Source organism: Bartonella sp. AU55XJBT (genome assembly GCF_028618525.1).
On sequence record NZ_JAQITC010000011.1, the window covers coordinates 74,927 to 97,303 of the forward strand.

Genomic DNA, 22,377 nt, shown 5'->3' on the forward strand with positions numbered 1-22,377 from the left:
TAGCACAACGAGTAAGTGAAAATTGCAAAAAAAGTGATAGGAAATCTAACAAGAAGACTTACTCTTGTCAAGGGTCTCTCTGCGACAAAAAGAGGGGGGATGGTTGCTTTAAAAGACAAAATATTTGAGCAAAAGACGGATAAGGCGTGAAAATAAGCTCAAAGCTTCTCAGTTGTGAGAAAATAAGCTCTGTCAGGGGCCGTTGGAGAGTTCGGGACGTTGCTTGAGCCGTTGGATTGTTGAGCGGTTTGGGATTTTGTCTTTTGAGAGCGGGGGGTGTTAAAAGGGTAGGGCTTATAAGGAGCGTGTGAAACCTTGTTAGGGAGAGTGGAAGGGGAGTGAGGGATTCAGAGGGCGTTGCTTGAGCCGTTGGATAGCGGTGTGTGCGCAGGTGTTTGTGCTTTCAGTTCATTCGGGGAAAATGGGAAAAAACGTTTGTATAGGGAGGTTAAGATTTGCTCGCTGGTCCCGTTAATTGAATGACATGGCCCATTTTGCGATAGGGTTGGGCTGTGCGTTTGCCATATAAATGGATCGAAGTGCGCTCTTGTGTGAGAAAATATTTTAAAGTGTTCAAATTATTCCCAAGAAGATTGGTCATTTGGCAATCACTATGGCGATAGGGGCTGCCTAAGGGAAGACCACAAATCGCACGGATATGCTGCTCAAATTGTGAGGTGATGCAGGCTTTTTGCGTCCAATGACCAGAATTATGCACACGCGGGGCTAATTCATTTACTAAAAGACGACCATCCGTTAAGACAAAAAATTCAATGCAAAGAACACCTACATAATTAAGAGCATTCATCACTGTCATGCTGATATCTTGCGCGGCGTTTTGCACTTCAAGGGGAATATGAGAGGGAACAAACGACTTATGAAGAATGCCGTTTTGATGTTGGTTTTCAGGACAATCATAAAAAATATGTGCCCCTTCTTTTGTCCGCGCCGAGAGAACCGAAATTTCCGATAAAAAAGGAACGATCTCTTCTAAAATACAAGGCTGTCCTTGAAAAGTTTTTAAGGCTTCTTGACAAGTTTGTTCATCGGGACGATCAAGCTTGATCTGATTTTTTCCATCATAACCAAAACGACGTGTCTTTAAAAGACCACGACCACCTAAGGCATCAACAGCAGAAATAAGAGAAGAAGAATCGTCAACAGCATGCCATGAGGCGGTGCTGATCCCTTGATCCCGTAAAAATTGTTTCTCAAAAAGTCGATCTTGCGCGATCTCTAATGCGTTGGAAGAAGGATAAACAGGTTTGCTTTCCTCTACATATTGAATCGTTTCAAGCGAAAGATTTTCAAATTCATAACTGATAACATCACACTGCGCAATCAATTCATCTAAGGCTGATGTATCATCATAGGAGGAAACAATATGCTTATTGGCTGTTTGAGCGGCTGGGCAATCAGATTCAGGGCAAAAAATAACCGTTCGAAATCCTAATTCTGCGGACGCTATGGCGAGCATGCGTGCTAATTGTCCACCGCCGATTAAACCAATGACACTGCCTGGAGGAAGCATGTTGGAAGAGGCCGGCGTGCCGGAGGGGGTGGCGTTGGAGGGTGTGGCGTTGGAGGGTGTCATTTTAAACCTCTGTTACAGGCGTTAGCGCGACATTGGCGGTTTGTTGCTCACGCCAATCTTCTAAGCGTTGGGCAAGATCAGGATCATAAACCGCCATGACAGCGGCGGCTAAAAGGGCCGCATTAATTGCTCCGGCTTTGCCAATGGCTAGTGTGCCAACCGGTATGCCTGCTGGCATTTGCACGATTGAAAGCAAAGAGTCTTGACCAGAAAGAGAGTGTGAGTGCACTGGAACGCCAAAAACAGGAAGCGGCGTAAGTGCTGCGAGCATACCAGGAAGATGCGCCGCACCCCCAGCTCCGGCAATTAAAACTTTAAAACCTGCCGATTTTGCTTCTTTGGCAAATTGATAAAGACGTTCAGGAGTGCGGTGGGCTGAGACAATATGCAAACTATGAGAAATACCAAGAGCCGTCAAAATATCGGCACTATGGCACATCGTTTGCCAATCCGATTGGCTCCCCATTAAAATCCCGACATCACATGATTTCTTCATCATTCTCTATCCTTTTCAAAGATTCAAGGCGATTCTTTATCATTCGCTTTTTAAGAGTTTTATAATCTCTTTGCAAAGCCAATTGATGGCAGAGAAACAGTTTTTTTTAAGTAAGAGTGAAAGGTCAAAATTTAAAGGGCAAATACAGAAGTTCAAAAATACCCTCTTGAAGCTCATAAAACACTGTCCTTTGAGCTTTTTGCTGTTCAATATGTTGGAGGGGGAGGGGTTAAACAGCAAGAGTGTCTTTTACTTTAAGAATGCTAAGAAAATGTACTTTGAAGTAAAAAGAAAAAAATACATGCTGGAAATATATTCTGGAAAAGTCCTTGAAGATTAAAAGGTTTTTAGAAAATGTCTCTTTTTTTGTTGCTAAAACAAAGACCGTTCCCATATACTGTACAATATGGTGCAATTAATGGTGCAATTTGAAACACTATTTATGATAAAAAGAGATTTTTATGGCAAAAATGCGTTGTAAATAAGGACATTTTCCAGAAAAATAAACAGAGGGATATCGTGTCTTTTAAAGGCTTTTTATTTTGATGTTTAGGTATGGGGGGAAAGAAACTCTTTCAATAATTGTTGAGATCAAAGAATGCTAATAATCAACGCTTTAATGCTTCTGTTCAAAGGCGTTTTGAGGCGATTATCTCTTTCATCATTTCTGCATATATTTCTGCATATAAATGTAACGATAAGACCATAAATATAACAACAATATAAAGTGAAGGATGAATTGTGAATAATAAATCCATGGTCTCTTTTTTGCCCAATTTTTTAATATGTTGAACCCTCATAATAAGAAAGAACAATTAAACACCGGATATTAAGAAAGGAGATTTAAAAGTTATGTTTTTTCCATTTTTAATCGCTTTAGGCACTGCAATAACAACGGTGTATGGCAAAAAAAATATAAGTTATGTTTTGTGGGCTATTTTGTTCGTTGTTATTCTTTTAACCTTTAATCATCACGCAACTTCTACTTTGAATTTATCTTTTTGAGAGAATAGCCATGGAAAATGTTGAACAAAAAAATCCTCATTTCGTCATTTTTATGAATACACTAGGACTAATTGGATTGTCCATTGTCTTGGTGGTCGCTTTTTATTATCAATTGGTAAAATTTGAGTTACCTTGTCCCCTTTGTTTGCTGCAACGCGTTGGATTGATGCTGGCTGGATGTGGGTTCTTGCTCAATATTCACCATAGGGTGAAAAATACCCATTATGGCATGGTTATTATCGGTTGTATGGTCACCAGTGCTGTTGCTGCTCGGCAGGTATTTTTGCATATCACACCTGATGATCTGGGATATGGTTCAACGTTCTTTGGATTGCATTTTTATACTTGGGCTTTCATTATTTCTGTCCTTTGTATCTTTGCTGTGGCATTCGTCATGATTTTAGGCGAATTGGCACATAAGTTTAAAGAGTTTTCTTCTTTTCCAATCTTAAGCAAAACAGCAAGTTTCTTATTTGTATTTTTAATCGCGGCAAATTTGATTTCAACCATATTGGAATGTGGTGGCGGACAATGCGCCGATGACCCCGTAAGGTATGAATTGTTGTCGAATTGGTTCCCTTCATAGTCTTGAATTTTTTTAATTATTCCTCATCATAATTTTACGGTTAAAGAGGCGGAGATGTTGAAAAATCCGCTTCTTTTTTACTCGGGCGGTGTTCATCAAGTGTACTGAGGCGGTGTTCATCAAGATTTTTGTTCTTCTCAAAGGAATCTTTTATTGAAGAGATTGGCTTTTATGTCTATTGGCGATTGATCTTTTAAAAAAGACTTGGTTTGTCGTCTTTTTGGGGGTGAATTTTAAAAAAAACGCGTTATTGTTGAGCGGTGTTGGAGGATTTGTTCGAGGGGACTTGTCTTGAGCCGTTGGATTGTCGAACGGTGGGGAATAGGAAACCTCGTTTGTTAAGGGTTCATTAACGATAAAAATTTTTTGTTCTTGATTTTTTTTCGCTCTGTGCTAGATAATTCTTTGTATTCATTTTGGTGCTTCTGAAGTATTTTAGATACTTTTAGAGGGGGTAGTTTAAAATTTTGAAAATTATCCCAATAATTTTCTCTGAGGTTTGTTTATGAGAGACGAACCTTTTTTTTTTAAATCTGCTTTTTCAATGTTTTTTCTGTGAAGCCTTTGTTTTGGAAAAGCATAAGTGTTTTGATGATGATTCTCCTTACGAAAAAATATTGACGTAGAAAAACAATTTATCGTTGTGAATGTTGAAGGCGAAAATCAAAAAAGTTTGCTCATGTCTCACTTTCTGAGGGTGAAGTCATTCAATAGATCTTTGTTCATTATAAAAAAAGCATTGTTTGTGGGGCAAGATTCTCTAAAAAATTGTAAAAATACTTTTTATGTCCCTTTTTGATCACCAAAATGGGAGCGCGAAATTTTATGCTGGTCAATAAAATAATAAACCGGTTTATCTCTATGATGGAAATTAAAGTGGGGGATGGAAATTAAAGTGGGGGATGGAAATTAAAGTGGGGGATGGAAATTAAAGTGGGGGGATGAAAATTAAAGTGGGGGGATTCAGGTGAAAATGGGACTGGGATTTTAAAGGCATTAAAAAAAACGTGGTCGTATCATCATTTTGTACAGATATTTCTGTAAATCTGTAAAAGCGTGAAAACAGAAATACGCAAAAAAGAGAGGAGGATTGATGCTTTGTGGAGGCTTTGGTGTGGTTTGGGCTTTTGCTGTGGCGTGAAATGGAGTGAGCAAATTGGGGTGAAGAGTTTGTGAATGGGGGAAAGCTGGGGTGAAAAGTGAGATGTGACTGGAGGAGAGCCTCTTGTGAGTGGAGGGGCAAGAAGCGGGATTATTTGGTGCTTTGTGGAGAAATGATGGTTGGAAACTTTTTTGAAAGTGCGTAGAAATTAAGAATATTTTAGAGTGGCGTTACCTGTCGTGTCTTATGAAACACTCTCTTTGAGAGGTGCATAAATTTTACTGAAAAGCATAGTATGAGCGAAGAATGTTTCTGTGCGCTTTTGTCTAATCAGAAATGAGCCAAAAAATTGCCTGCTGTTTTTTGCGGGGAAGCTCTCTGAAATTTTTTAAAAGAGCGTGTTCTTTTGCGCTATAGGTATATTGATCATCGTGTGCATGATGGTCTTTTGTTACAATATCCGCTGTTACAATATCCGCATAAAAAAAGCTTATCGGAACTTGTAGTTGTGTAGCGATTTCTAGTAAACATTTAGCGCTTACACGGTTTAAACCTTTTTCATATTTTTGAATTTGTTGGAAACTCACCCCTAAAAAGCTTCCTAATGTCTTTTGAGAAAGCCCCATGGCTATGCGTCTTTGACGAATTCTTTTGCCGATTGAAATATCAATAAAATGTGGATTTTTGGTTTGAAACTGTGAATTTTGGGTTTGCATGTTAAGCCCCCTCCAGTTGCGAGCGCCCTCGCATTGGTATTCCGGGAGCTGAAAACACTGACTTGACTCAGCTTTTTTGCTTTTAGTGCTGTTAAGCACCTGGACATAGCAAAAACTCCCGGAATCCCGGGATACCCGCAAAGCGGGATAAATTTATGTGTCAAGTCTTCGGGGTTTTCAAATCCCTATTGATCGTTGCGTAAGCGACCAAAAACACTCCATTGATAAAATAATCTTAGAAGATTAGCAAGAACAATCAAAACATTTTTTATTTGTTATGGTCGTAAAGCAATGTTATTTCAGAAGGGAAAAAGAGCAGGAATATTCGGGATAGTTTGCTCAAGTCTGATGAAATTTCATCCTTTGATGTGTGATATAATTTTACTGAAAAGCATAGTATGAGCGAAGAATGTTTCTGTGCGCTTTTGTCTAATCAGAAATGAGCCAAAAAATTGCCTGCTGTTTTTTGCGGGTAAGCTCTCTGAAACTTTTTAAAAGAGCGGGTTCTTTTGCGCTATAGGTATATTGATCATCGTGTGCATGATGGTCTTTTGTTACAATATCCGCATAAAAAAAGCTTATTGGAACTTGTAGTTGTGTAGCGATTTCTAGTAAACAGCTTGCGCTTACACGGTTTAAACCTTTTTCATATTTTTGAATTTGTTGGAAACTCACCCCTAAAAGCTTCCTAATGTCTTTTGAGAAAGCCCCATGGCTATGCGTCTTTGACGAATTCTTTTGCCGATTGAAATGTCAATAAAATGTGGATTTTTGGTTTGAAACTGTGAATTTTGGGTTTGCATGTTAAGCCCCCTTCAGTTGCGAGCGCCCTCGCATTGGTATTCCGAGAGTCTAAAAGTACTGAATCCGAGTCAGCTTTTTTGCTTTTAGTGCGGTCGAGCACCTGGACAGTGAAAACCTCCCGGAATCCCAAGACACCCACAAGAGTGGGCTCAATTATACGCTCGGATTTAGGGCTTTTAGTTCCCTCTTGATCGGTGCATGGACGATCAAAATATCTCTTAAGTAATAAAGGAGTTTCAAAAGATTGGCAAGAAAAATGAAAAATATTGGGAAAATGAGAATATTTTTTGGAGCTCAAGAATTATTCTCTTATATCCTAAAAACAAACTCTTTACGCAGTGGTGAAGAGAAGCATTCGGGACAGGTCGGGATAGAGCAAGGCGTGTTTTATGAAGTGTTCTCGTTGAGGGGGAGTGATCTGGACCACATGAAGTGATTAGCATGGGGGATGAGGCTTGTTTGGTCTTGTCTGTTCCATGTTTTTGAAGGGGCGATTTGACAGAGCGTGTGGGGACGAGAGGCTGGTTGGTCTTTTGTAAACTTTTGTTTTTTCAGTGGGGGGGAAGTTTTGTCTTGTGGGAGGCAAGTCAATAGGCTTTTTTCGGCAGTTTAGTCTACAGATTTCTTTAAAAATGGTAAAATGTAAAAACGTGTATCTGTAAAAAGGGAAGGGTCGTTTAAGCCGTGGAGGATGAATGCTTTGTGGAGGCTTTGGTGTGGTTTGGGCTTTTGCTGTGGCGTGGAATGGAGTGAGCAAATTGGGGTGAAGAGTTTGTGAATGGGGGAAAGCTGGGGTGAAAAGTGAGATGTGACTGGAGGAGAGCCTCTTGTGTGTGGAGGGGCAAGATGGGATGGAGAGGTAAGTGTGTGGAGGGGGGGGTGAGAGGATGGAAGGGAGAGGGGTAAGAGATAGGGAGAGAAAAGTTTGGAGATGGGTATCATTTCTTGTCATGCTTAAACCAAAATCATCCTAAAAATTGAAAAAAATTGGCAGGTAAAATTTGAGGGAACGAAATTGGAATGCTCAAAATAGAGGGTGAGGTTTTTTGAGAACAGAAAAGAGAAAACTGGAAAAACCTTTCCCTTTTTGTGGAATTTTTATTCACAAATTTGAGAAAATAGGGTATGAACGCTGGAAAATAACGCACAGCTTAACAAAATATGCGCATTGTATAAGGAAATGATTGTTTATGTCAAAAGAAGAAGTTTTAGAATTTTCGGGTATCGTTACCGAACTCTTACCGAATGCGATGTTTCGTGTGAAACTGGAAAATGATCATGAAATTATTGCTCATACCGCTGGAAGAATGCGAAAAAATCGCATTCGCGTGTTAGCCGGTGATAAAATCATGGTGGAAATGACCCCTTATGATTTAACAAAAGGACGCATTACATACCGTTATAAGTAATCTCATGGATGGCCCCGCGCTTTTTTGTAAAAGTCATAATATTCTTTCTGTTATTTTTAACAGACCTTGAAGGGGTTTTCTCTGCGTGAGAAAAGGCGAATGTTTAAAGTGACCTTGAAAAGGTGTAAAGGCCGGTGCGGAAAGTATACAAAAAGAAGTAGGGGCAGTGTACAGAAAGAATAAGGGGATTAATGGCGCTTAAAATGGGGTAAAAGATAAGCCGATTGTTGAAGGGGTGGAAATGAAAATTATAAAAAAGTGGAGGGAAAAACGTTGGGCACAAACTCTTGGGGGGAAAATGCATTTGGGAGAAGAAATTCATTTGGTGCTTGCCTCTGCTTCGCCACGGCGTTTAATGCTTTTAGCGCAAATGGGCATTGAGCCCCAACAGGTTTATGCAAGCGATATTGATGAAACGCCAAAATTAAAAGAACATCCCGCAAATCTTGCCAAACGTTTGGCAAAAGAAAAAGCACTCAAAGCGCAAAAGAACTTGCGCTGGTACGCTCAAAAATCCCAAGAAAATCAAAACCCTCAAGAAAAATCGCAGAACGTCCAAAAAAAATTATCTGGGCAGAAAACGATTATCTTGGCAGCTGATACGGTGGTGGCGGTGGGGCGTACCATTCTTCCCAAACCAGAAGGGGAGGATGAGGCTTATGAATGTTTACGTTTCCTTTCTGGAAGGGCGCACAAGGTTTATGGCGCCATTTGTGCTTTGAATGAACAGGGAAAAATAACCGTAAAATTGGTTGAAAGCCGTGTCCGTTTTAGACGCTTAACCTCTCCTATGATGAAGGCTTACCTTGCTTCTGGAGAATGGCAAGGGAAAGCGGGTGGCTATGCTATCCAAGGAAAAGCAGGGGCTTTTGTGGTCTATATCGCAGGCTCTTATTCGAATGTCGTGGGATTGCCTTTGGCGGAAACAGCCGATCTCTTGACTGCTTATCACTATCCACTTTATGCTCAGTGGACTGAAGAGATGCCGTAGAGAAATTTGAAGGTAAGAGCTATGCAGGGTGAAAGGCAGCAAAAAGAGTGCCAAAAAGAGCAGCAAAAAGTGCAAAGCGAAAATGAAAAAATAAAAACAGAAGAAAATTTAATGAAAGAGGAAAGAACACAAACGTCTCAAAGTCAAAGGAAGCTGCATAGTCCAAAAGAACGCTCTGAGCAACAAGAACCCCCTTTGCCAAAAGACACTCGTCCTGTGCATCCTTGTCCTATTTGTGGTCAAATGTCTCAAAAATCTGCTTATCCTTTTTGCTCACCCCGATGCCGCGCCATTGATCTTAATCGTTGGCTTTCGGGGGCTTATATCCTCCCGCCACCTCCACAGATTAGTGATGAAGAAGAATAAAGGGGCTAGAGGGTAGAGATTGCGTGCGTTTTGTGTAGTCAGGTAAGGCTTGGGGGATAGGGGTGCAGTATCTCAGCGGTGCTGAGCTTTCTAAGGAAAACTTGGGGGGCAGAAAAACTCTGGACATTTGAGTTGAGAGGGGAAGGGTTGGTGAAAAGGCATGAGTTGAAAGAGATGTTGGGGGAGGGGAGTTTTATGCAAGTGAATCGCATAAGTAGACAATAATAGGAATCCGCCGAAAGAAGTTGGACTGTTTATAAGACTAGTACTGTTAGGAATCCACATCTTTTGAGGTGATAGATCAATATTTCAGTTCCGAGAGTTAAATGAGAAAAATGACAATAATTATGATACACAAAAGTGAAAACTATTTTTTAATAGAGTATAAATTTTAGCTTGACAGTTGTATAAAATAAATGCTCCCATGAAATATTTTAATTGTTAAATTTAAAAAGGAGGAGTTAATATGTCGCTTAGTAAAAAAGATATTCAGTTTGTACCATCAGCAGCCTTAGTGAGTGCACAGCACGTTTTATTTTAAGGTTTTCCAAAAAGATGATGGCGCCGTAAGGTGCCGTCATCTTTAATCTTTTAGGGGGGGAGATATATTATGATCGACCAGATTATAGGTCCAGTTGGACGCCAAGCTTTTCTAGATAATTATTTTGAAAAAAGACCGTTAATACAGAAATCTGCTAGTAAGTTGCATTCTTTGTTCTCTGTCCGCGATTTTGATCGTTATTTAATTGCGGGAGAAGGATCACTGCATAATCTTGTGCGAATCTCTAAGAATGGTGCTACGATAAACATTCCAACTTATAACGGTCAAGCTGTCACGCAACGGGAGTTTGTTCTTGAACAGTTCAAGGCTGGTGCAACGCTTAAGCTAGAAGACCTTGATTCAAGACATCCCCAAATTTCTGTTTTGTGCAAAAAATTGGAACAGATTTTTGGTGGATATGCATTTGCAAAACCAGTTTTGGCACCGTTTTATCAAAGAATTACCTCAGTATAGTCTTGATTGTGTGGCATCGCTTGATGAAGTACAGGAAAATTTTCGGCGTTATGGATTACTTAAAGAAAACGTTGTGTTTCTCAAAGGATGGTTCGCACAGTCTTTACCGAAGTTGCCTTCTCATTGTCGGTTTAGCGTCATTCGTATAGACGCAGATTGGTATCAATCAACGATGGACGCTTTAATACATACATATCCAAAACTTACCACCGGTGGTTTTGTTATCATTGATGATTATAAATTGCCGGGTTGCAGGAAGGCTGTTGATACCTTTAGGGCGCAAAAAAGAATCAAAAATCCAATCAGCATTGCTGATGAAAAAGCAGGAGTCGTATTTTGGCGCAAGTAAATGCGGCAACAAAAAATCACTTGCGGGTGCTTTTACTAGGTAATGGCATGGTGTCATTTGGAGGCTGGGTTGATTACATCGTGATTTTGACCGTCTCCGTGTTCTATTGGAAAGCAGATCAATATGATGTCGCTTTTATTGGAGCAGCAACATTATTACCAGGTATCGTTCTGTCTAAGCCAATTGGAATGCTTGTAAGTAGCAAGTATATGATACATTGGTTGCGGGCGTCACTGCTCTTGCGGGCGCTGTGTACTGTCGCTTTATTGATGGCGACGAGCCTGCAAGGATTTATTGTATTGGCAGTTATTCGAGCGACATTCAATAGTGTCGCCATGCCTGCAATTTCCGTTCTCAGTGCAAATTCTGTCCCTGAATGCGAACGGAGCCGTTACTATTCTGTTTTGAACATGATCAATAGCGCGGCAAAGATGAGCGGACCTGCTTTGGGCAGTACGCTTTCTGCATTTTTGTCAGACGCCTATACTTTATTGTTTTCTGGATTTTTGACATTTCTAGGCTTGATGGTGTTTTGTTGTATAGGCACGCAATCTGTCTTAATGCCAATGATAAAAAAAGCGAATACCATGAAATCACAGCAGAAGCTTTGTGGGACAACTTGGTATGCTTATGTGGGGGTGATGTTTATTTATTTTGCCATGGTTTTTATGGTAAATAATCAGTTGCCGGTTATCCTTCATGCAATGAAAATGAATAAACAGGTTCTTGGAATGCTGGTATCCGCTTCGGCAATTGGTAATTTTCTATATGGGTTTTGGAGTGTAAAAAAATCAAAGCATAAACCCCTTACAGGCAAAATATCGGAGTTGTTAATGCCAGCGATGTCAACAATGGTTTGTTTTGTAATGATCTCAGTGTGCTTTTTTTACTTAGATTTACTCCATATTGAGACTTTGTTGCTCTGTTTTTTTCTCATTGGAATGGTCAGTGCTTACTTTTCCATATCTTCTAATGTTTATTTAGTAACCAATTTCAATGAACAAATTGGGACCGCTTCTGGATGGGTGCAGTCTATACAAAATTTAGCGATGTTGGTCGCGCCATTTATTGGAGCGTTTGTTTTAGATCACACTTCTTCAGGGAAGTTATTTCTTCTTTCTGGAGTGATTGGATTATTCTGTTTATTGGGGATCAGGATATTGGTAAACAGTTCTTTGTCAATTGTTTCTTCTGAATGAGTTGCTCATCAATGAAACAAGAGTTTTATCCTATCCATGCTGTAAAACACCGTTCTTTGAGGTTGGTATTGGAACATAGATTTACAATTTAGGTGTTTTTGTGCGCGTGTCATGTTGAATATTTAAGGGACGGCTTGTTTGGTAAGCTTTTTGAAATACGGTCCTTTGTCCTTTGAGGGGGCGTGATCTGGATCTTGTACTTTAGGGGGATTGACGGATAATGTTTGAGGGTGCGCTTTGGTCTAATCAGAGATTAGACACCAAATCGCTTGCTGTTTTTTGCGGGTAAGCTCTCTAAAATTTTTTAAAAGGGAAAATTCTTTTTCGCTATAGATGTATTGATCATCGTGTGTGTGATGGTCTTTTGAGATACTATCTGCTGTCACAATGTCTGCATAAAAAAAGCTTATTGGAACTTGTAGTTGTGTAGCGATTTCTAGTAAACAGCTTGCGCTTACACGGTTTAACCCTTTTTCATATTTTTGAATTTGCTGGAAACTCACCCCTAAAAAGCCTCCTAATGTCTTTTGAGTAAGCCCCATGGCTATGCGTCTTTGACGAATTCTTTTGCCGATTAAAACGTCAATAAAATGTGGGTTTTTAGTTTGAAACTGTGAGTTTTTGGTTTGCATGTTAAGCCCCCCTCTGGTTGCGAGCGCCCTCGCATTGGTATTCCGGGAGGCTAAAAGTACTGAGCTCAGTCAGCTTTTTGCTTTTAGTGCTGTTAAGCACCTGGACATAGCAAAATCTCCCGGAATCCCGGGATACCCGCAAAGCGGGATAAATTCATGTACTGAGCGTTCGGGCCTTTAGCTCCCTATTTGACCGTTGCGTGGACGATCAAAAACACGTGCTCATCAATAAAGGAATTTTAAAAGATTGGCAAGAAAAATGAAAACATTTAGAAAATGAGAGCCGTTGGGCGCTTAAGAATTGTCCTCTTTTTTTGTGAAAAAATATGCTGTGAAGAGGATATGGGGCATGGGATACTTTAAGTGGGGATATTTTGACAACGGATGAGAGTTTCTTTGCTGTTTGAATAAAAAGGGGGAGGGTGCGTAAAACCTCTGACTTTACATTTTTTTCAATGATGCGTGTTTTTCTGTTTTAAAAGCTTTTCTGTATTGATCGTACTCTTGTTCGTGGGTGATGGATAATAGATGGTCGAGCACGATCAAGTTTTGGCTACCTTCAGTTTTTTTAATCAAGACGAAGACTTAAAAAACAAGGTCCCTAAAATGTTTTTGGTTAAAATTTTTGCTCTTGCGTTACAAAGTCAAGTTTAAGTGGAGATGTATATTAAAAACAAAATAGCATTTTTTTCTTAATTTAGTTTCTTTTTTGTCAATTTAAATATAATATGGTTAATATTAATTTAAATAAAGTAAATAGATAATGAACTTTTTTCAAGAATTATAATAAAAACTATATTAGATGTCTTGGAATTTATTGACAAAAAGTATCATTTGTAATTTGAGCGGGGGAGATAATCTCATGAAATTAGCTACAAACAAGGAAATAATTAACAACTGGTTTGCAAAGGAAATAAAGAGTTGCAATTGGCGCCTTCCAGAAGGCGTAAAGGATTTCTATGAGTATAAGAAAGATTCGTTAATAAGTGATCGTAATCTTCAACAGCAAATTGTGACGCCTTTAATACAGGATATATCGTTAACACCGGGTAATTCCAATCCATTAAATATGTTTCTTCAACAGGGTATGTCTTTTAGTGAATCGCAACATGTGAGGGCTTTTGACTCTCTTAAGGGGGAGCATTTTATATCTGTTAAAAATGGAGAAAGTGTTGATCAATTTAAAGTGCATGATCCAGAAACTGAAGAATCATATATATCGGATAAACGAGAAGATAAATATAAATTTACAATGACGAGAGAACGGAGAGAGCATGCTTTTAAAGAAGAACAGGGGCTGTGCAATTTTTTAGATGAGATCAGAACGAAATTCATAAAGAGTGATGATACTCAGTGTTATGATTGGTTAGAAAAGCTCATTGATCGTGCATTAAACAGTCAAGTTGCACCGTTGCAAAAAACACAAGAAATCTACATTCCAGATATTCGTGATTACCATTTAGATGAAAAATTATGCGACCTTGCTAGAAAAATCATTCAAAATGCAGTCGGGCTTCTTGAATTTCACTCACGTTTGTACAATGCTTGCTCTTTTAAAAAAGCTTGTTCTTTACGTGATCTTATATTCATTTTTAATTTTAGAGCTCAAGTTCTTGACGAAGTCATGAATATGTCGCCAGTTTACGACGCTAAAAATAACCTTTTAAAAGTAAAAAATTTTGGTGAGAAAAATAGCGATGTTATTGGTCTTGCTATGTCAAAAAAAGCGATATCTGTACATGACTTAAAAAGAACAGGGGGGTGCATTTTTGATCCATCCAGTTTGCGCATGAATATCTTTTTTAATATTCATCAATTGTCATTATTTCGTCCTTTTGAAACAATGATTGTCTTTAAAGCAGGGACTGATGATCAGATTAACAAAACAATAGAAATGCAAAAAGACGCCAATAAAACGAAGTTAGAAAAAGAAGCGGAGGAAAAAGCACTAAAAAGAGTAAAAGTGCTATAAATAATTAATTGAGGCATTCAAAAGTCATTGAAAAATTATAAGTTACAACAAAAATGCAGCTGATTATTCAATCATGCCGTAAAACACTGCTCTTTAAGGGGCGTGATCTGAATCTTGTACTTTAGGGGGATTGACGGATAATGTTTGAGGGTGTGCTTTGGTCTAATCAGAGATTAGACACCAAATCGCTTGCTGTTTTTTGCGGGTAAGCTCTCTAAAATTTTTTAAAAGGGAAAATTCTTTTTCGCTATAGATGTATTGATCAGGGTGTGTGTGATGGTCTTTTGAGATACTATCTGCTGTCACAATGTCTGCATAAAAAAAGCTTATTGGAACTTGTAGTTGTGTAGCGATTTCTAGTAAACAGCTTGCGCTTACACGGTTTAACCCTTTTTCATATTTTTGAATTTGTTGGAAACTCACCCCTAAAAAGCTTCCTAATGCCTTTTGAGTAAGCCCCATGGCTATGCGTCTTTGACGAATTCTTTTGCCGATTGAAATGTCAATAAAATGTGGGTTTTTAGTTTGAAACTGTGAATTTTTGGTCTGCACTTTAAGCCCCCTCCGGTTGCGAGCGCCCTCGCATTGGTATTCCGGGAGTAACAAGTACTGAATCCGAGTCAGCATTTTGCTTTTAGTGCTGTTAAGCACCTGGACATAGCAAAATCTCCCGGAACCCCGGGATACCCACAAAGAGTAGGCACAACCATACGCTCGGATTTAGGGCTTGTTTTCCCTCTTGATCGGTGCGTGGACGATCAAAATATCTTTTAAGTAATAAAGGAATTTCAAAAAATTGGCAAGAAAAATGAAGATATTGGAAAGATGAAAATATTTTTTGGAGATCAAGAATTATCCTCTTTTTGTTAAAAAATGTTCTTTGAGATCGATATTAGGGTATGGAATACTTAGCGGGGATATTTTGACAACGAATTGGGCGTTCCTTTGAAGTTCATATCACCAATTGTATGAAAGGGCGGGGAACTTTAACTGTAAAAAAGTTTAATATCGGGAGGGTGATATGAAGTTATTTTTAAAAAAGAGTCCATTAGCTCTTTTTTCTTCTCTGTTTATTTCTAAAGTTGGTGATTATGCTTATGAAGTCGTTTTCGTTTTACTTGTCTTAGAAGTAACAGATAATGCCTTTTTGATCGGTCTTGTGTATTTTTTTCGATTTATCCCTTTTCTCTTTTTTGGACCTATAGGCGGTTGGTTTGCAGATAATTTTTCTTTGAAGAAAAATATGATCTTCAGTGAAGTGGTGAGATTATTCGCTGCATTCTTCGTGTTCATAACCACTATAACAGGGACTGACCATATTATTGTGCTTATTTTGGCAGCCATAGGTACAACAATCGGAAGAAGTATTTTTCAACCAAGCTTTCAAGCTGCTATTCCTAGAATGTTTGCAATCAAGGGTCTGACAAAGGCAAATAGCCTTGCACAAATTATCAATGAAATTGCCGCCGTCATTGGTCCTTTAGTTTGTTCCCTCCTACTGTTTTTAGCCAATAAATCCACCGTCCTCATCTTTGATTTTTTTACCTACTTTATCTCTATTATCCTGTTATTGAATCTCATGAATTTAAACTCAAACGAGACTCAATCATTCAATTTTATAAAAATTTATCAGGAAACAGCTTCTTATCTTAAAACTATTTCTAATGAAAATAATAACTTATTTATTACGCTCGTTGGCTCGGCTTTTGCTATTCTCTTTACAGGGGCAATTTTAAGATTTTTAATTCCAGCTTTTGTTCTCTCTATAGGGGTAGAGGAAAGCTTTGTGAGTTCACTTTTTTCTCTCATGGCTGTGGGAACAATTGTCGGCGGTTTGTTCTATCATAAAATGATCGTCAATGTTACATCATTAAAGCTTATGATCTTTTGGCTTCTTTATGGGGGTGTTCTGTTTTTTATGCCTTTAGCGGCAATGCTTTCTTTAAAACTCATTTTAGGATTTGCCTTTGTTTTAGGCTTTACCGGTGCATTTGTGGATATTAGTTTAGTCTCAGCGCTTCAATTATATTCTCGTCGTGAAGATTTTGGAAAGAGTTTTGGAACCTTTTCAACCCTAGCAAATTCTGCGGAAGCTGTGTCTGGCCTTATTGCTGGACTTTTTGCAATCGTCGGATTAATGGGCTCTTTTTTAGCGATGTCTGCCTTCATTATTGCCACTGGAATGACTGGTGTTATAAAAATTAAAAAAAGTAAAATGTTAACACCCCCTTCATACGACAGTAGAGAATGATCATTGAACGATTTGAGATCTCTATGCCGTTTCTTTTTTCTAAAAGACAATGCGCTCATGACCCGATCATGGCGTAAAACACTGATCTTTGAATTGTGGTGATCTCAGTTCTATCGCTTTATGCATTTAAGGTGCTTTTTTGTGTGCGTGGATTGTGGAGCTTGCTTGTCGCGCATTTTGTTGCGTCGCTCCCCAAGGGCGGTGATCTCAAGATAGGGGCGTTGCTAAACTGTTGTGTTGTTTACAACGTGGCTGTGTACTGAGTAGCGCGTGTGCCCCTTTGGTTGGCTGCTTTTGAGTGAAAATGGGAAAGCGTAAAAACGTGCATCTGTGAAAAAAGAGACAGTTCAAGGACGTGGAGGATTGATGCGTTGTGGAAGCTTTGGGAGGGGTGTGCTCTTGTTCATGGTGTGGAATGGGGAGAGAGAATTTGGAGGTAAAGATCTTGTGAATGGAAAAGGGTAAGTTCAGATGGAGAAGGGTGCGCGCGTATTGGTGCGTTGATGGAAGGGGGGTGAGAAAGATTTATGTTGGGTGTGTGTTGGAAGAAGAGGGGCGTGTATGACGGGGTAAAGTCCATTTTTTTAGGGTGTGTGTGCTTTCATGTTCTTCTTGAAGGCGCTCTTCTGAATGTTTTTAGGGGATGGGCAATTGCTCGCAAGGGATGAGATCATTTTTGGGGGAAGCTGTTTTGCAAAATCTTTTATCTTCTGGTTTTATGATGCTTTTTTGCACGCCTTTCTTGTCCTTATTTTTTCTTTCATGTTTTGCTCTTGCACTCATTTGGATCAAAACCCATATTCATTTTAACACGACAGTTCTTCATGCTTTAACGTTTCGGGTGTTCGTGTGGTGGGGCGATCTTTGTGACATGCTGGGGAGAGCTTTTCGTTTAGTGTTTTGAGAGAGCAAAAGGGCTGGGGCGATCAATAAAAAGGGGTGCCTAAAGGAGCCCGCAAGAAAGGAAAAAAATGCACTTAGAAAAATATAGCGAACGCGTGCAGGGGTTTTTACAATCAGCACAAAATAACGCGCTGGCTTCTGATCATCAGCAGTTTATGCCGGAGCATTTCTTGAAAGTGTTGTTAGATGATCCGCAAGGATTGGCAGCATCGCTTATCCAAAAAGCTGGGGGGGATCTGAAGCTTATTCAAAAGGCGCTTAAAGAAGCGCTCGAAGCTTTGCCAAAAGTGCAAGGGGGAAATGGACAGCTCTATCTCTCGCAGCCGGTGGCAAAAGTTTTCGCGCAGGCTGAAGAGCTTGCACAAAAAGCCGGTGATCAATTTGTGACCGTGGAGCGTATTTTGCAAGCGCTGTTGATGGAAAAATCCGCAAAAACAGCCGATATTCTGACAAAGGCGGGCTTGACCCCGCAGGCGCTTAATCAGGCAATTAATGATCTGCGCAAAGGAAAAACAGCCTCAAGCCCCCATGCCGAAGGACAATATGATGCCTTGCAAAAATATGCCCGTGATCTCACAAAAGATGCTCGTGAGGGAAAACTTGACCCTGTCATCGGGCGGGAAGAAGAAATTCGACGTACCATTCAGGTGCTCTCACGGCGGACAAAAAATAATCCTGTGCTGATCGGTGAACCCGGTGTGGGAAAAACCGCTATTGTTGAAGGGTTGGCGCTGCGTATTATCAATGGGGATGTTCCAGAAACTTTGCGCGATAAACAACTCTATGTTCTGGATATGGGGGCGCTTATTGCGGGTGCAAAATATCGCGGGGAATTTGAAGAGCGTCTTAAAGCTGTGCTGGCTGAGGTGCAAGCCGAAAATGGGCAGATTATTCTCTTTATTGATGAATTGCATAACCTCGTGGGGGCTGGAAAATCTGATGGTCCGATGGATGCTTCCAACTTGTTAAAGCCTGCTCTTGCCCGTGGAGAACTCCATTGTGTGGGCGCAACAACCCTCGATGAATATCGAAAATATGTCGAAAAAGATGCTGCTCTTGCTAGACGTTTCCAACCGGTCTTTGTGTCCGAGCCATCGCTGGAGGATACGATTTCTATCTTGCGTGGGATTAAAGAAAAATATGAACAGCACCATAAAGTGCGCTTGGCAGACAGCGCTTTGATTGCAGCAGCACGACTCTCTTCCCGTTATATTACTGATCGTTTCTTGCCCGATAAAGCTATTGATCTGATCGATGAAGCCGCTGCACGCTTGCGTATGCAGGTGGATTCAAAGCCCGAAGAACTCGATGCTCTCGATCGGCGAATTTTACAGTTGAAAATCGAACGCGAAGCTTTGAAAACAGATGTTGAACCTACGGCAAAAGAACGTTTGAAAAATGTGCAGGAAGAACTCAAAACTTTGGAACAACAGTCTGCCGAGATGACAACAGCTTGGCAGGCTGAAAAGCAAAAATTAGGGCATGCGGCCGATTTGAAAAAACAACTCGAAGAAGCACGCAATGCTTTGGCAATTGCACAGCGGGATGGACAATTCCAACGCGCTGGGGAATTGGCTTATAGTGTTATTCCGGAACTTGAAAAACAATTGACTTTAGCCGAAAATGATGACCAACAAAATCATCTCGTTGAAGAAACAGTGACCGCTGAACATGTCGCGCGGATCGTTTCTCGCTGGACCGGCATTCCTGTTGATCGGATGTTGGAAGCAGAACGCGAAGCGCTCTTGCGCATGGAAGATGAAATTGCTACCCGTGTCGTGGGACAGGGTGAAGCGGTTCAAGCGGTGGCGCGGGCTGTCCGGAGGGCGCGGGCTGGCTTGCAAGATCCTCATCGTCCCCTTGGCTCCTTTATGTTCTTGGGACCTACCGGTGTGGGGAAAACCGAACTAACCAAAGCTCTCGCCGCTTTTCTTTTTCAAGATCCAAATGCCATGTTGCGCATTGATATGTCGGAATATATGGAAAAGCATGCCGGAGCCCGGCTCATTGGGGCGCCACCCGGATATGTCGGATATGAAGAAGGGGGCGTGCTGACCGAGGCTGTACGGAGAAGACCTTATCAAGTTATCCTCTTTGATGAAATTGAAAAGGCACATCCGGATATCTTTAATTTGTTATTGCAAGTATTAGATGAAGGGCGCTTGACCGATAGTCAAGGAAGAACGGTCGATTTTCGTAATACGTTGTTGATTATGACCTCTAATCTTGGTGCTGAATTTTTAACCGCTTTGCCGGAAGGGCAAACGGTTGATCAAGCAAAAGACGATGTGATGAATGTTGTCAAAGCTGCTTTCCGGCCGGAGTTTTTAAACCGTATCGATGAGATTATTCTCTTTCAACGGTTGCAACGCAAAGATATGGAGGCGATTGTTGATATTCAGATACAACATTTGCAAAATTTGCTCAATGAACGCAACATAACCTTGCATATCAAACCAGAAGTCCGACAGTTCCTTGCCGATAAAGGCTATGACCCCCTTTATGGGGCACGTCCGCTTAAACGGATTATCCAAAAGGAAATTCAAGATCCGCTCGCAGAAAAAATCTTATTTGGAGAAATTCATGACGAGACAGCGGTGACCGTTACAAAACAAGGAGATCGCTTAGAATTTTCGCCTGAAACATAAGGGGAGGAAAATTCCACGGGAGAGAAGGGGCGATAATCCTCTTATGCCCATAAAGTACCGTTGTTTGAGGTGCGCTTACGGTGTGCTGCTCTGCACGAGTGGGTGGTCAGAGAAATCTGCTATAAGATGTTGGATTTTTGACAGAGCAGGGTGCGGGCTGGGTGGATGTTGCATTTGGCTTAATTCTGTAAAGCTGTAAAAATGTGGTTCTGTGAAAATGAAGTGAAGGTTTTAGGCGTTGTGCATGCTTTGGGGCGGGGGGAGCTTTTGTCATGGGATGGAGAGGATTGGAGGACGAAGAGGAAGCCGTTTGTCAATGGAAGGAATACAAGTTGGGGTGAAGAGAGGGTGTATTGGTGCGTTGATGGGAGAGGAGAAGGGGAAGCAGAGAGAGGGAGGGGAGAATGGGATGGAGGGGGCGTGGTCGCTATAAGAGAGGGAAGAGAGAGTGAAGGGGGAGAGGTTGGTTTTTATGATCACAAGGTATGGAGCATTATTTTGCAGCGCACTGTCGTGAAATGGCGAAAGCTGTAAGGTATGTTTTTCAAAAACGCGTGAATGAGCAACATAATGATATTGTATTTTGTGCTTTATGTTTTGGGCATTGTGTTTGTATGAGAGAGATGATTATGAGAAAGAATGACACGAAATATTAAAAGAACAATATAAAAACTTGACAAGGTCAATGTAAAAAGATATCATAATGGCACAATCGGAATTGTATCTTTAAACCAGATCAGATTAAGAGCTCCGCATAAGAGCCAGCAGGAAGATGGGGAAGATGATGGGTGAGAAGATAATGGGGTGAGGGTGCTCAAGGTTTTTTTCCAAAATTTTGTTGCTTTTTTGCTTGTTGCTCTCTGATGCTGTCAAAGGGGGGATGAACAAGGGGATGTTGTTTGAAGTGGGGGTGGCCTCCTACCTTGAGGGGCTGCTGTAAATACCATTATTGGAGGCGGGTGATAGCCGATATCGAAAGCTTTAGGTGCACGCGGTGTTGACGGGTAATGGCAGGGGGTGTCGGCGGATAATGTTTTAATGCTGCTTTTTTGCCTAATCTGAAATCAACTACAAATCTAATCAGAAATTAACCACCAAATTGCTTTCTGTTTTTTAGGGTGGAGTTCTCTAAAATTTTTTACAAGAGCGTGTTCTTTTTCGCTATAGATTTCTTGATCGTCGTGTGAGGGATATTCTTTTGTGGGGATATCTTCTTTTGAAATATCCGCGTAAAAAAAGGTAATGGGAACTTCCAGTCTGTTGGCAATTTCTTGTAACCGCCCTGCGCTTACACGATTGAAGCCTTTTTCGTATTTTTGGATTTGTTGGAAACTGACACCTAAAGAGTTTCCTAATTCCTTTTGAGAAAGCCGCATTGAAATTCTTCTATGACGAATTCTTTTGCCAATCGAAATATCATTAAAATGTGAATTTTTGGTCTGCACTTTATGCCCCCCACCGGTTGCGAGCGCCCTCGCGTTGGTATCCGGGAGTTTGAAAGCACTGAGCTCAGTCAGCCTTTTGCTTTTAGTGCTTATCGCACCTGGACATAGCAAAAGCTCCCGGAATCCGGGAGATGCCGTAAAGTGGCATCGATTTTTTGTACTGAGCTTTCGGACTTTCAAATCCCTTATTGATCGCTGCGTAGACGACCAAAGCATCTTTTGAGTGATAAAGTAATTTCAAAAGATTGGCAAGAAAAATTAAAACATTGGCTATGCTGCACAGTCGTAAAAGAGTGTTGTTCTGAGGTGTGGTGAAGAGAGCAGAAATATTTGGGATAAGGCAAGGCATACTATCCGTTTGAAGGGTGATGATCTGAAGTCCGTAGGGGATATTTTGCTAGAACCAGAGGTTGTGTTGTTAATGGACCAGTGTTGACTAAGGTGGTGTGGGGTGTTGGTTTGGAGAATTTTTCTGTAAAGATTTAAAAGCGTAAAGGCGTGGATCTGTATGAAGTAAAGGATTGGAGCTTTGTGGGCGTTTTTATCTAATCAGAAATTAACCACCAAATTGCTTTCTGTTTTTTAGGGTGGAGTTCTCTAAAATTTTTTACAAGAGCGTGTTCTTTTTCGCTATAGATTTCTTGATCGTCGTGTGAGGGATATTCTTTTGTGGGGATATCTTCTTTTGAAATATCCGCGTAAAAAAAGGTAATGGGAACTTCCAGTCTGTTGGCAATTTCTTGTAACCGCCCTGCGCTTACACGATTGAAGCCTTTTTCGTATTTTTGGATTTGTTGGAAACTGACACCTAAAGAGTTTCCTAATTCCTTTTGAGAAAGCCGCATTGAAATTCTTCTATGACGAATTCTTTTGCCAATCGAAATATCATTAAAA

At 40.4% G+C, this 22,377-nt stretch carries 21 protein-coding genes and 2 pseudogenes; 15 read left to right on the plus strand and 8 right to left on the minus strand.

Annotated features, from left to right (window positions below; genetic code table 11):
• Window positions 1-448 precede the first annotated feature (448 nt).
• Together PVV70_RS07050 and purE are read right to left on the minus strand one after the other, a co-directional pair.
• The gene (locus PVV70_RS07050) at window positions 449-1,594 is read right to left on the minus strand and encodes a 5-(carboxyamino)imidazole ribonucleotide synthase (RefSeq protein ID WP_273758561.1); all 1,146 of its coding nucleotides are present in this window, start codon (window positions 1,592-1,594) and stop codon (window positions 449-451) included.
• A gap of 1 nt (window position 1,595) precedes the next feature.
• The gene (gene purE / locus PVV70_RS07055; RefSeq protein WP_273758562.1) at window positions 1,596-2,093 is read right to left on the minus strand and encodes a 5-(carboxyamino)imidazole ribonucleotide mutase; all 498 of its coding nucleotides are present in this window, start codon (window positions 2,091-2,093) and stop codon (window positions 1,596-1,598) included.
• A gap of 82 nt (window positions 2,094-2,175) precedes the next feature.
• Here purE and PVV70_RS07060 point away from each other — a divergent pair, with 82 nt between their 5' ends.
• The 3 genes from PVV70_RS07060 (at window position 2,176) to PVV70_RS07070 (ending at window position 3,681) form a co-directional block, all read left to right on the plus strand.
• Window positions 2,176-2,430: a hypothetical protein gene (locus PVV70_RS07060; protein WP_273758563.1), complete on the plus strand. Its 255-nt coding sequence runs from the start codon at window positions 2,176-2,178 to the stop codon at window positions 2,428-2,430.
• 512 nt (window positions 2,431-2,942) lie between these two features.
• Window positions 2,943-3,095, plus strand: a complete 153-nt coding sequence (locus PVV70_RS07065; protein ID WP_005774735.1) for a DUF5993 family protein — start codon at window positions 2,943-2,945, stop codon at window positions 3,093-3,095.
• Window positions 3,096-3,105: 10 nt separating this feature from the next.
• Entirely contained in the window at window positions 3,106-3,681 is a 576-nt protein-coding gene (locus PVV70_RS07070) for a disulfide bond formation protein B (RefSeq protein WP_005774736.1), read from the plus strand.
• A 1,428-nt stretch (window positions 3,682-5,109) separates the two neighbouring features.
• Here PVV70_RS07070 and PVV70_RS07075 read toward each other — a convergent pair.
• Window positions 5,110-5,499, minus strand: coding sequence for a helix-turn-helix domain-containing protein (locus tag PVV70_RS07075; RefSeq protein WP_273758564.1), 390 nt, complete (start codon window positions 5,497-5,499; stop codon window positions 5,110-5,112).
• A gap of 429 nt (window positions 5,500-5,928) precedes the next feature.
• Window positions 5,929-6,302: pseudogene (locus PVV70_RS07080) on the minus strand (helix-turn-helix domain-containing protein).
• A gap of 245 nt (window positions 6,303-6,547) precedes the next feature.
• Here PVV70_RS07080 and PVV70_RS07085 point away from each other — a divergent pair.
• From PVV70_RS07085 to PVV70_RS07115, 7 genes are all read left to right on the plus strand, one after another.
• Window positions 6,548-6,739, plus strand: a complete 192-nt coding sequence (locus tag PVV70_RS07085) for a hypothetical protein (protein ID WP_273758565.1) — start codon at window positions 6,548-6,550, stop codon at window positions 6,737-6,739.
• A gap of 754 nt (window positions 6,740-7,493) precedes the next feature.
• Complete coding sequence (infA, locus tag PVV70_RS07090) at window positions 7,494-7,712, plus strand: translation initiation factor IF-1 (protein WP_004857577.1); 219 nt, start codon at window positions 7,494-7,496, stop codon at window positions 7,710-7,712.
• A gap of 241 nt (window positions 7,713-7,953) precedes the next feature.
• Entirely contained in the window at window positions 7,954-8,703 is a 750-nt protein-coding gene (locus tag PVV70_RS07095; RefSeq protein WP_273758566.1) for a Maf family nucleotide pyrophosphatase, read from the plus strand.
• A 21-nt stretch (window positions 8,704-8,724) separates the two neighbouring features.
• Window positions 8,725-9,069, plus strand: coding sequence for a DNA gyrase inhibitor YacG (yacG, locus tag PVV70_RS07100; protein WP_273758567.1), 345 nt, complete (start codon window positions 8,725-8,727; stop codon window positions 9,067-9,069).
• A 610-nt stretch (window positions 9,070-9,679) separates the two neighbouring features.
• Complete coding sequence (locus tag PVV70_RS07105; protein ID WP_273758568.1) at window positions 9,680-10,084, plus strand: hypothetical protein; 405 nt, start codon at window positions 9,680-9,682, stop codon at window positions 10,082-10,084.
• A complete protein-coding gene (locus tag PVV70_RS07110; protein ID WP_273758582.1) occupies window positions 10,029-10,433 on the plus strand; it encodes a TylF/MycF/NovP-related O-methyltransferase in 405 nt (134 codons plus the stop codon). Before PVV70_RS07105 ends, PVV70_RS07110 begins: the two co-directional genes overlap by 56 nt.
• Window positions 10,421-11,632, plus strand: a complete 1,212-nt coding sequence (locus PVV70_RS07115; protein WP_273758569.1) for an MFS transporter — start codon at window positions 10,421-10,423, stop codon at window positions 11,630-11,632. Before PVV70_RS07110 ends, PVV70_RS07115 begins: the two co-directional genes overlap by 13 nt.
• Before the next feature lie 242 nt (window positions 11,633-11,874).
• Here the strand turns inward: PVV70_RS07115 and PVV70_RS07120 are convergent, their stop codons facing one another.
• Entirely contained in the window at window positions 11,875-12,264 is a 390-nt protein-coding gene (locus PVV70_RS07120) for a helix-turn-helix domain-containing protein (RefSeq protein WP_273758570.1), read from the minus strand.
• Between the two features lie 862 nt (window positions 12,265-13,126).
• On the opposite strand from PVV70_RS07120, the gene PVV70_RS07125 reads away from it, so the two are divergent.
• Window positions 13,127-14,236, plus strand: coding sequence for a hypothetical protein (locus PVV70_RS07125; RefSeq protein ID WP_273758571.1), 1,110 nt, complete (start codon window positions 13,127-13,129; stop codon window positions 14,234-14,236).
• A gap of 162 nt (window positions 14,237-14,398) precedes the next feature.
• Here the strand turns inward: PVV70_RS07125 and PVV70_RS07130 are convergent, their stop codons facing one another.
• Entirely contained in the window at window positions 14,399-14,788 is a 390-nt protein-coding gene (locus PVV70_RS07130; protein ID WP_273758572.1) for a helix-turn-helix transcriptional regulator, read from the minus strand.
• A gap of 469 nt (window positions 14,789-15,257) precedes the next feature.
• On the opposite strand from PVV70_RS07130, the pseudogene PVV70_RS07135 reads away from it, so the two are divergent.
• From PVV70_RS07135 to PVV70_RS07150, 4 genes and pseudogenes are all read left to right on the plus strand, one after another.
• A pseudogene (locus PVV70_RS07135) lies at window positions 15,258-16,494 on the plus strand (MFS transporter).
• Window positions 16,495-16,817: 323 nt separating this feature from the next.
• Window positions 16,818-16,952, plus strand: a complete 135-nt coding sequence (locus tag PVV70_RS07140) for a hypothetical protein (protein ID WP_273758574.1) — start codon at window positions 16,818-16,820, stop codon at window positions 16,950-16,952.
• Between the two features lie 506 nt (window positions 16,953-17,458).
• A complete protein-coding gene (clpB, locus tag PVV70_RS07145; protein WP_273758575.1) occupies window positions 17,459-20,038 on the plus strand; it encodes an ATP-dependent chaperone ClpB in 2,580 nt (859 codons plus the stop codon).
• Window positions 20,039-20,239: 201 nt separating this feature from the next.
• Window positions 20,240-20,572, plus strand: coding sequence for a hypothetical protein (locus tag PVV70_RS07150; protein WP_273758576.1), 333 nt, complete (start codon window positions 20,240-20,242; stop codon window positions 20,570-20,572).
• A 542-nt stretch (window positions 20,573-21,114) separates the two neighbouring features.
• Here PVV70_RS07150 and PVV70_RS07155 read toward each other — a convergent pair.
• Window positions 21,115-21,483: a helix-turn-helix transcriptional regulator gene (locus tag PVV70_RS07155; protein WP_273758577.1), complete on the minus strand. Its 369-nt coding sequence runs from the start codon at window positions 21,481-21,483 to the stop codon at window positions 21,115-21,117.
• A 545-nt stretch (window positions 21,484-22,028) separates the two neighbouring features.
• A partial coding sequence (locus PVV70_RS07160; protein ID WP_273758578.1) for a helix-turn-helix domain-containing protein occupies window positions 22,029-22,377 on the minus strand: 349 nt, incomplete at its 5' end.

What these genes read in the sequence shown, in the direction of transcription:
- PVV70_RS07050 (WP_273758561.1), bottom strand. Translation starts at nt 1,594, where the DNA reads ATGACACCCTCCAACGCCACACCCTCCAACGCCACCCCCTCCGGCACG.
- purE (WP_273758562.1), bottom strand. Translation starts at nt 2,093, where the DNA reads ATGATGAAGAAATCATGTGATGTCGGGATTTTAATGGGGAGCCAATCG.
- PVV70_RS07060 (WP_273758563.1), top strand. Translation starts at nt 2,176, where the DNA reads ATGGCAGAGAAACAGTTTTTTTTAAGTAAGAGTGAAAGGTCAAAATTT.
- PVV70_RS07065 (WP_005774735.1), top strand. Translation starts at nt 2,943, where the DNA reads ATGTTTTTTCCATTTTTAATCGCTTTAGGCACTGCAATAACAACGGTG.
- PVV70_RS07070 (WP_005774736.1), top strand. Translation starts at nt 3,106, where the DNA reads ATGGAAAATGTTGAACAAAAAAATCCTCATTTCGTCATTTTTATGAAT.
- PVV70_RS07075 (WP_273758564.1), bottom strand. Translation starts at nt 5,499, where the DNA reads ATGCAAACCCAAAATTCACAGTTTCAAACCAAAAATCCACATTTTATT.
- infA (WP_004857577.1), top strand. Translation starts at nt 7,494, where the DNA reads ATGTCAAAAGAAGAAGTTTTAGAATTTTCGGGTATCGTTACCGAACTC.
- PVV70_RS07095 (WP_273758566.1), top strand. Translation starts at nt 7,954, where the DNA reads ATGAAAATTATAAAAAAGTGGAGGGAAAAACGTTGGGCACAAACTCTT.
- yacG (WP_273758567.1), top strand. Translation starts at nt 8,725, where the DNA reads ATGCAGGGTGAAAGGCAGCAAAAAGAGTGCCAAAAAGAGCAGCAAAAA.
- PVV70_RS07105 (WP_273758568.1), top strand. Translation starts at nt 9,680, where the DNA reads ATGATCGACCAGATTATAGGTCCAGTTGGACGCCAAGCTTTTCTAGAT.
- PVV70_RS07110 (WP_273758582.1), top strand. Translation starts at nt 10,029, where the DNA reads ATGCATTTGCAAAACCAGTTTTGGCACCGTTTTATCAAAGAATTACCT.
- PVV70_RS07120 (WP_273758570.1), bottom strand. Translation starts at nt 12,264, where the DNA reads ATGCAAACCAAAAACTCACAGTTTCAAACTAAAAACCCACATTTTATT.
- PVV70_RS07125 (WP_273758571.1), top strand. Translation starts at nt 13,127, where the DNA reads ATGAAATTAGCTACAAACAAGGAAATAATTAACAACTGGTTTGCAAAG.
- clpB (WP_273758575.1), top strand. Translation starts at nt 17,459, where the DNA reads ATGCACTTAGAAAAATATAGCGAACGCGTGCAGGGGTTTTTACAATCA.
- PVV70_RS07150 (WP_273758576.1), top strand. Translation starts at nt 20,240, where the DNA reads ATGTGGTTCTGTGAAAATGAAGTGAAGGTTTTAGGCGTTGTGCATGCT.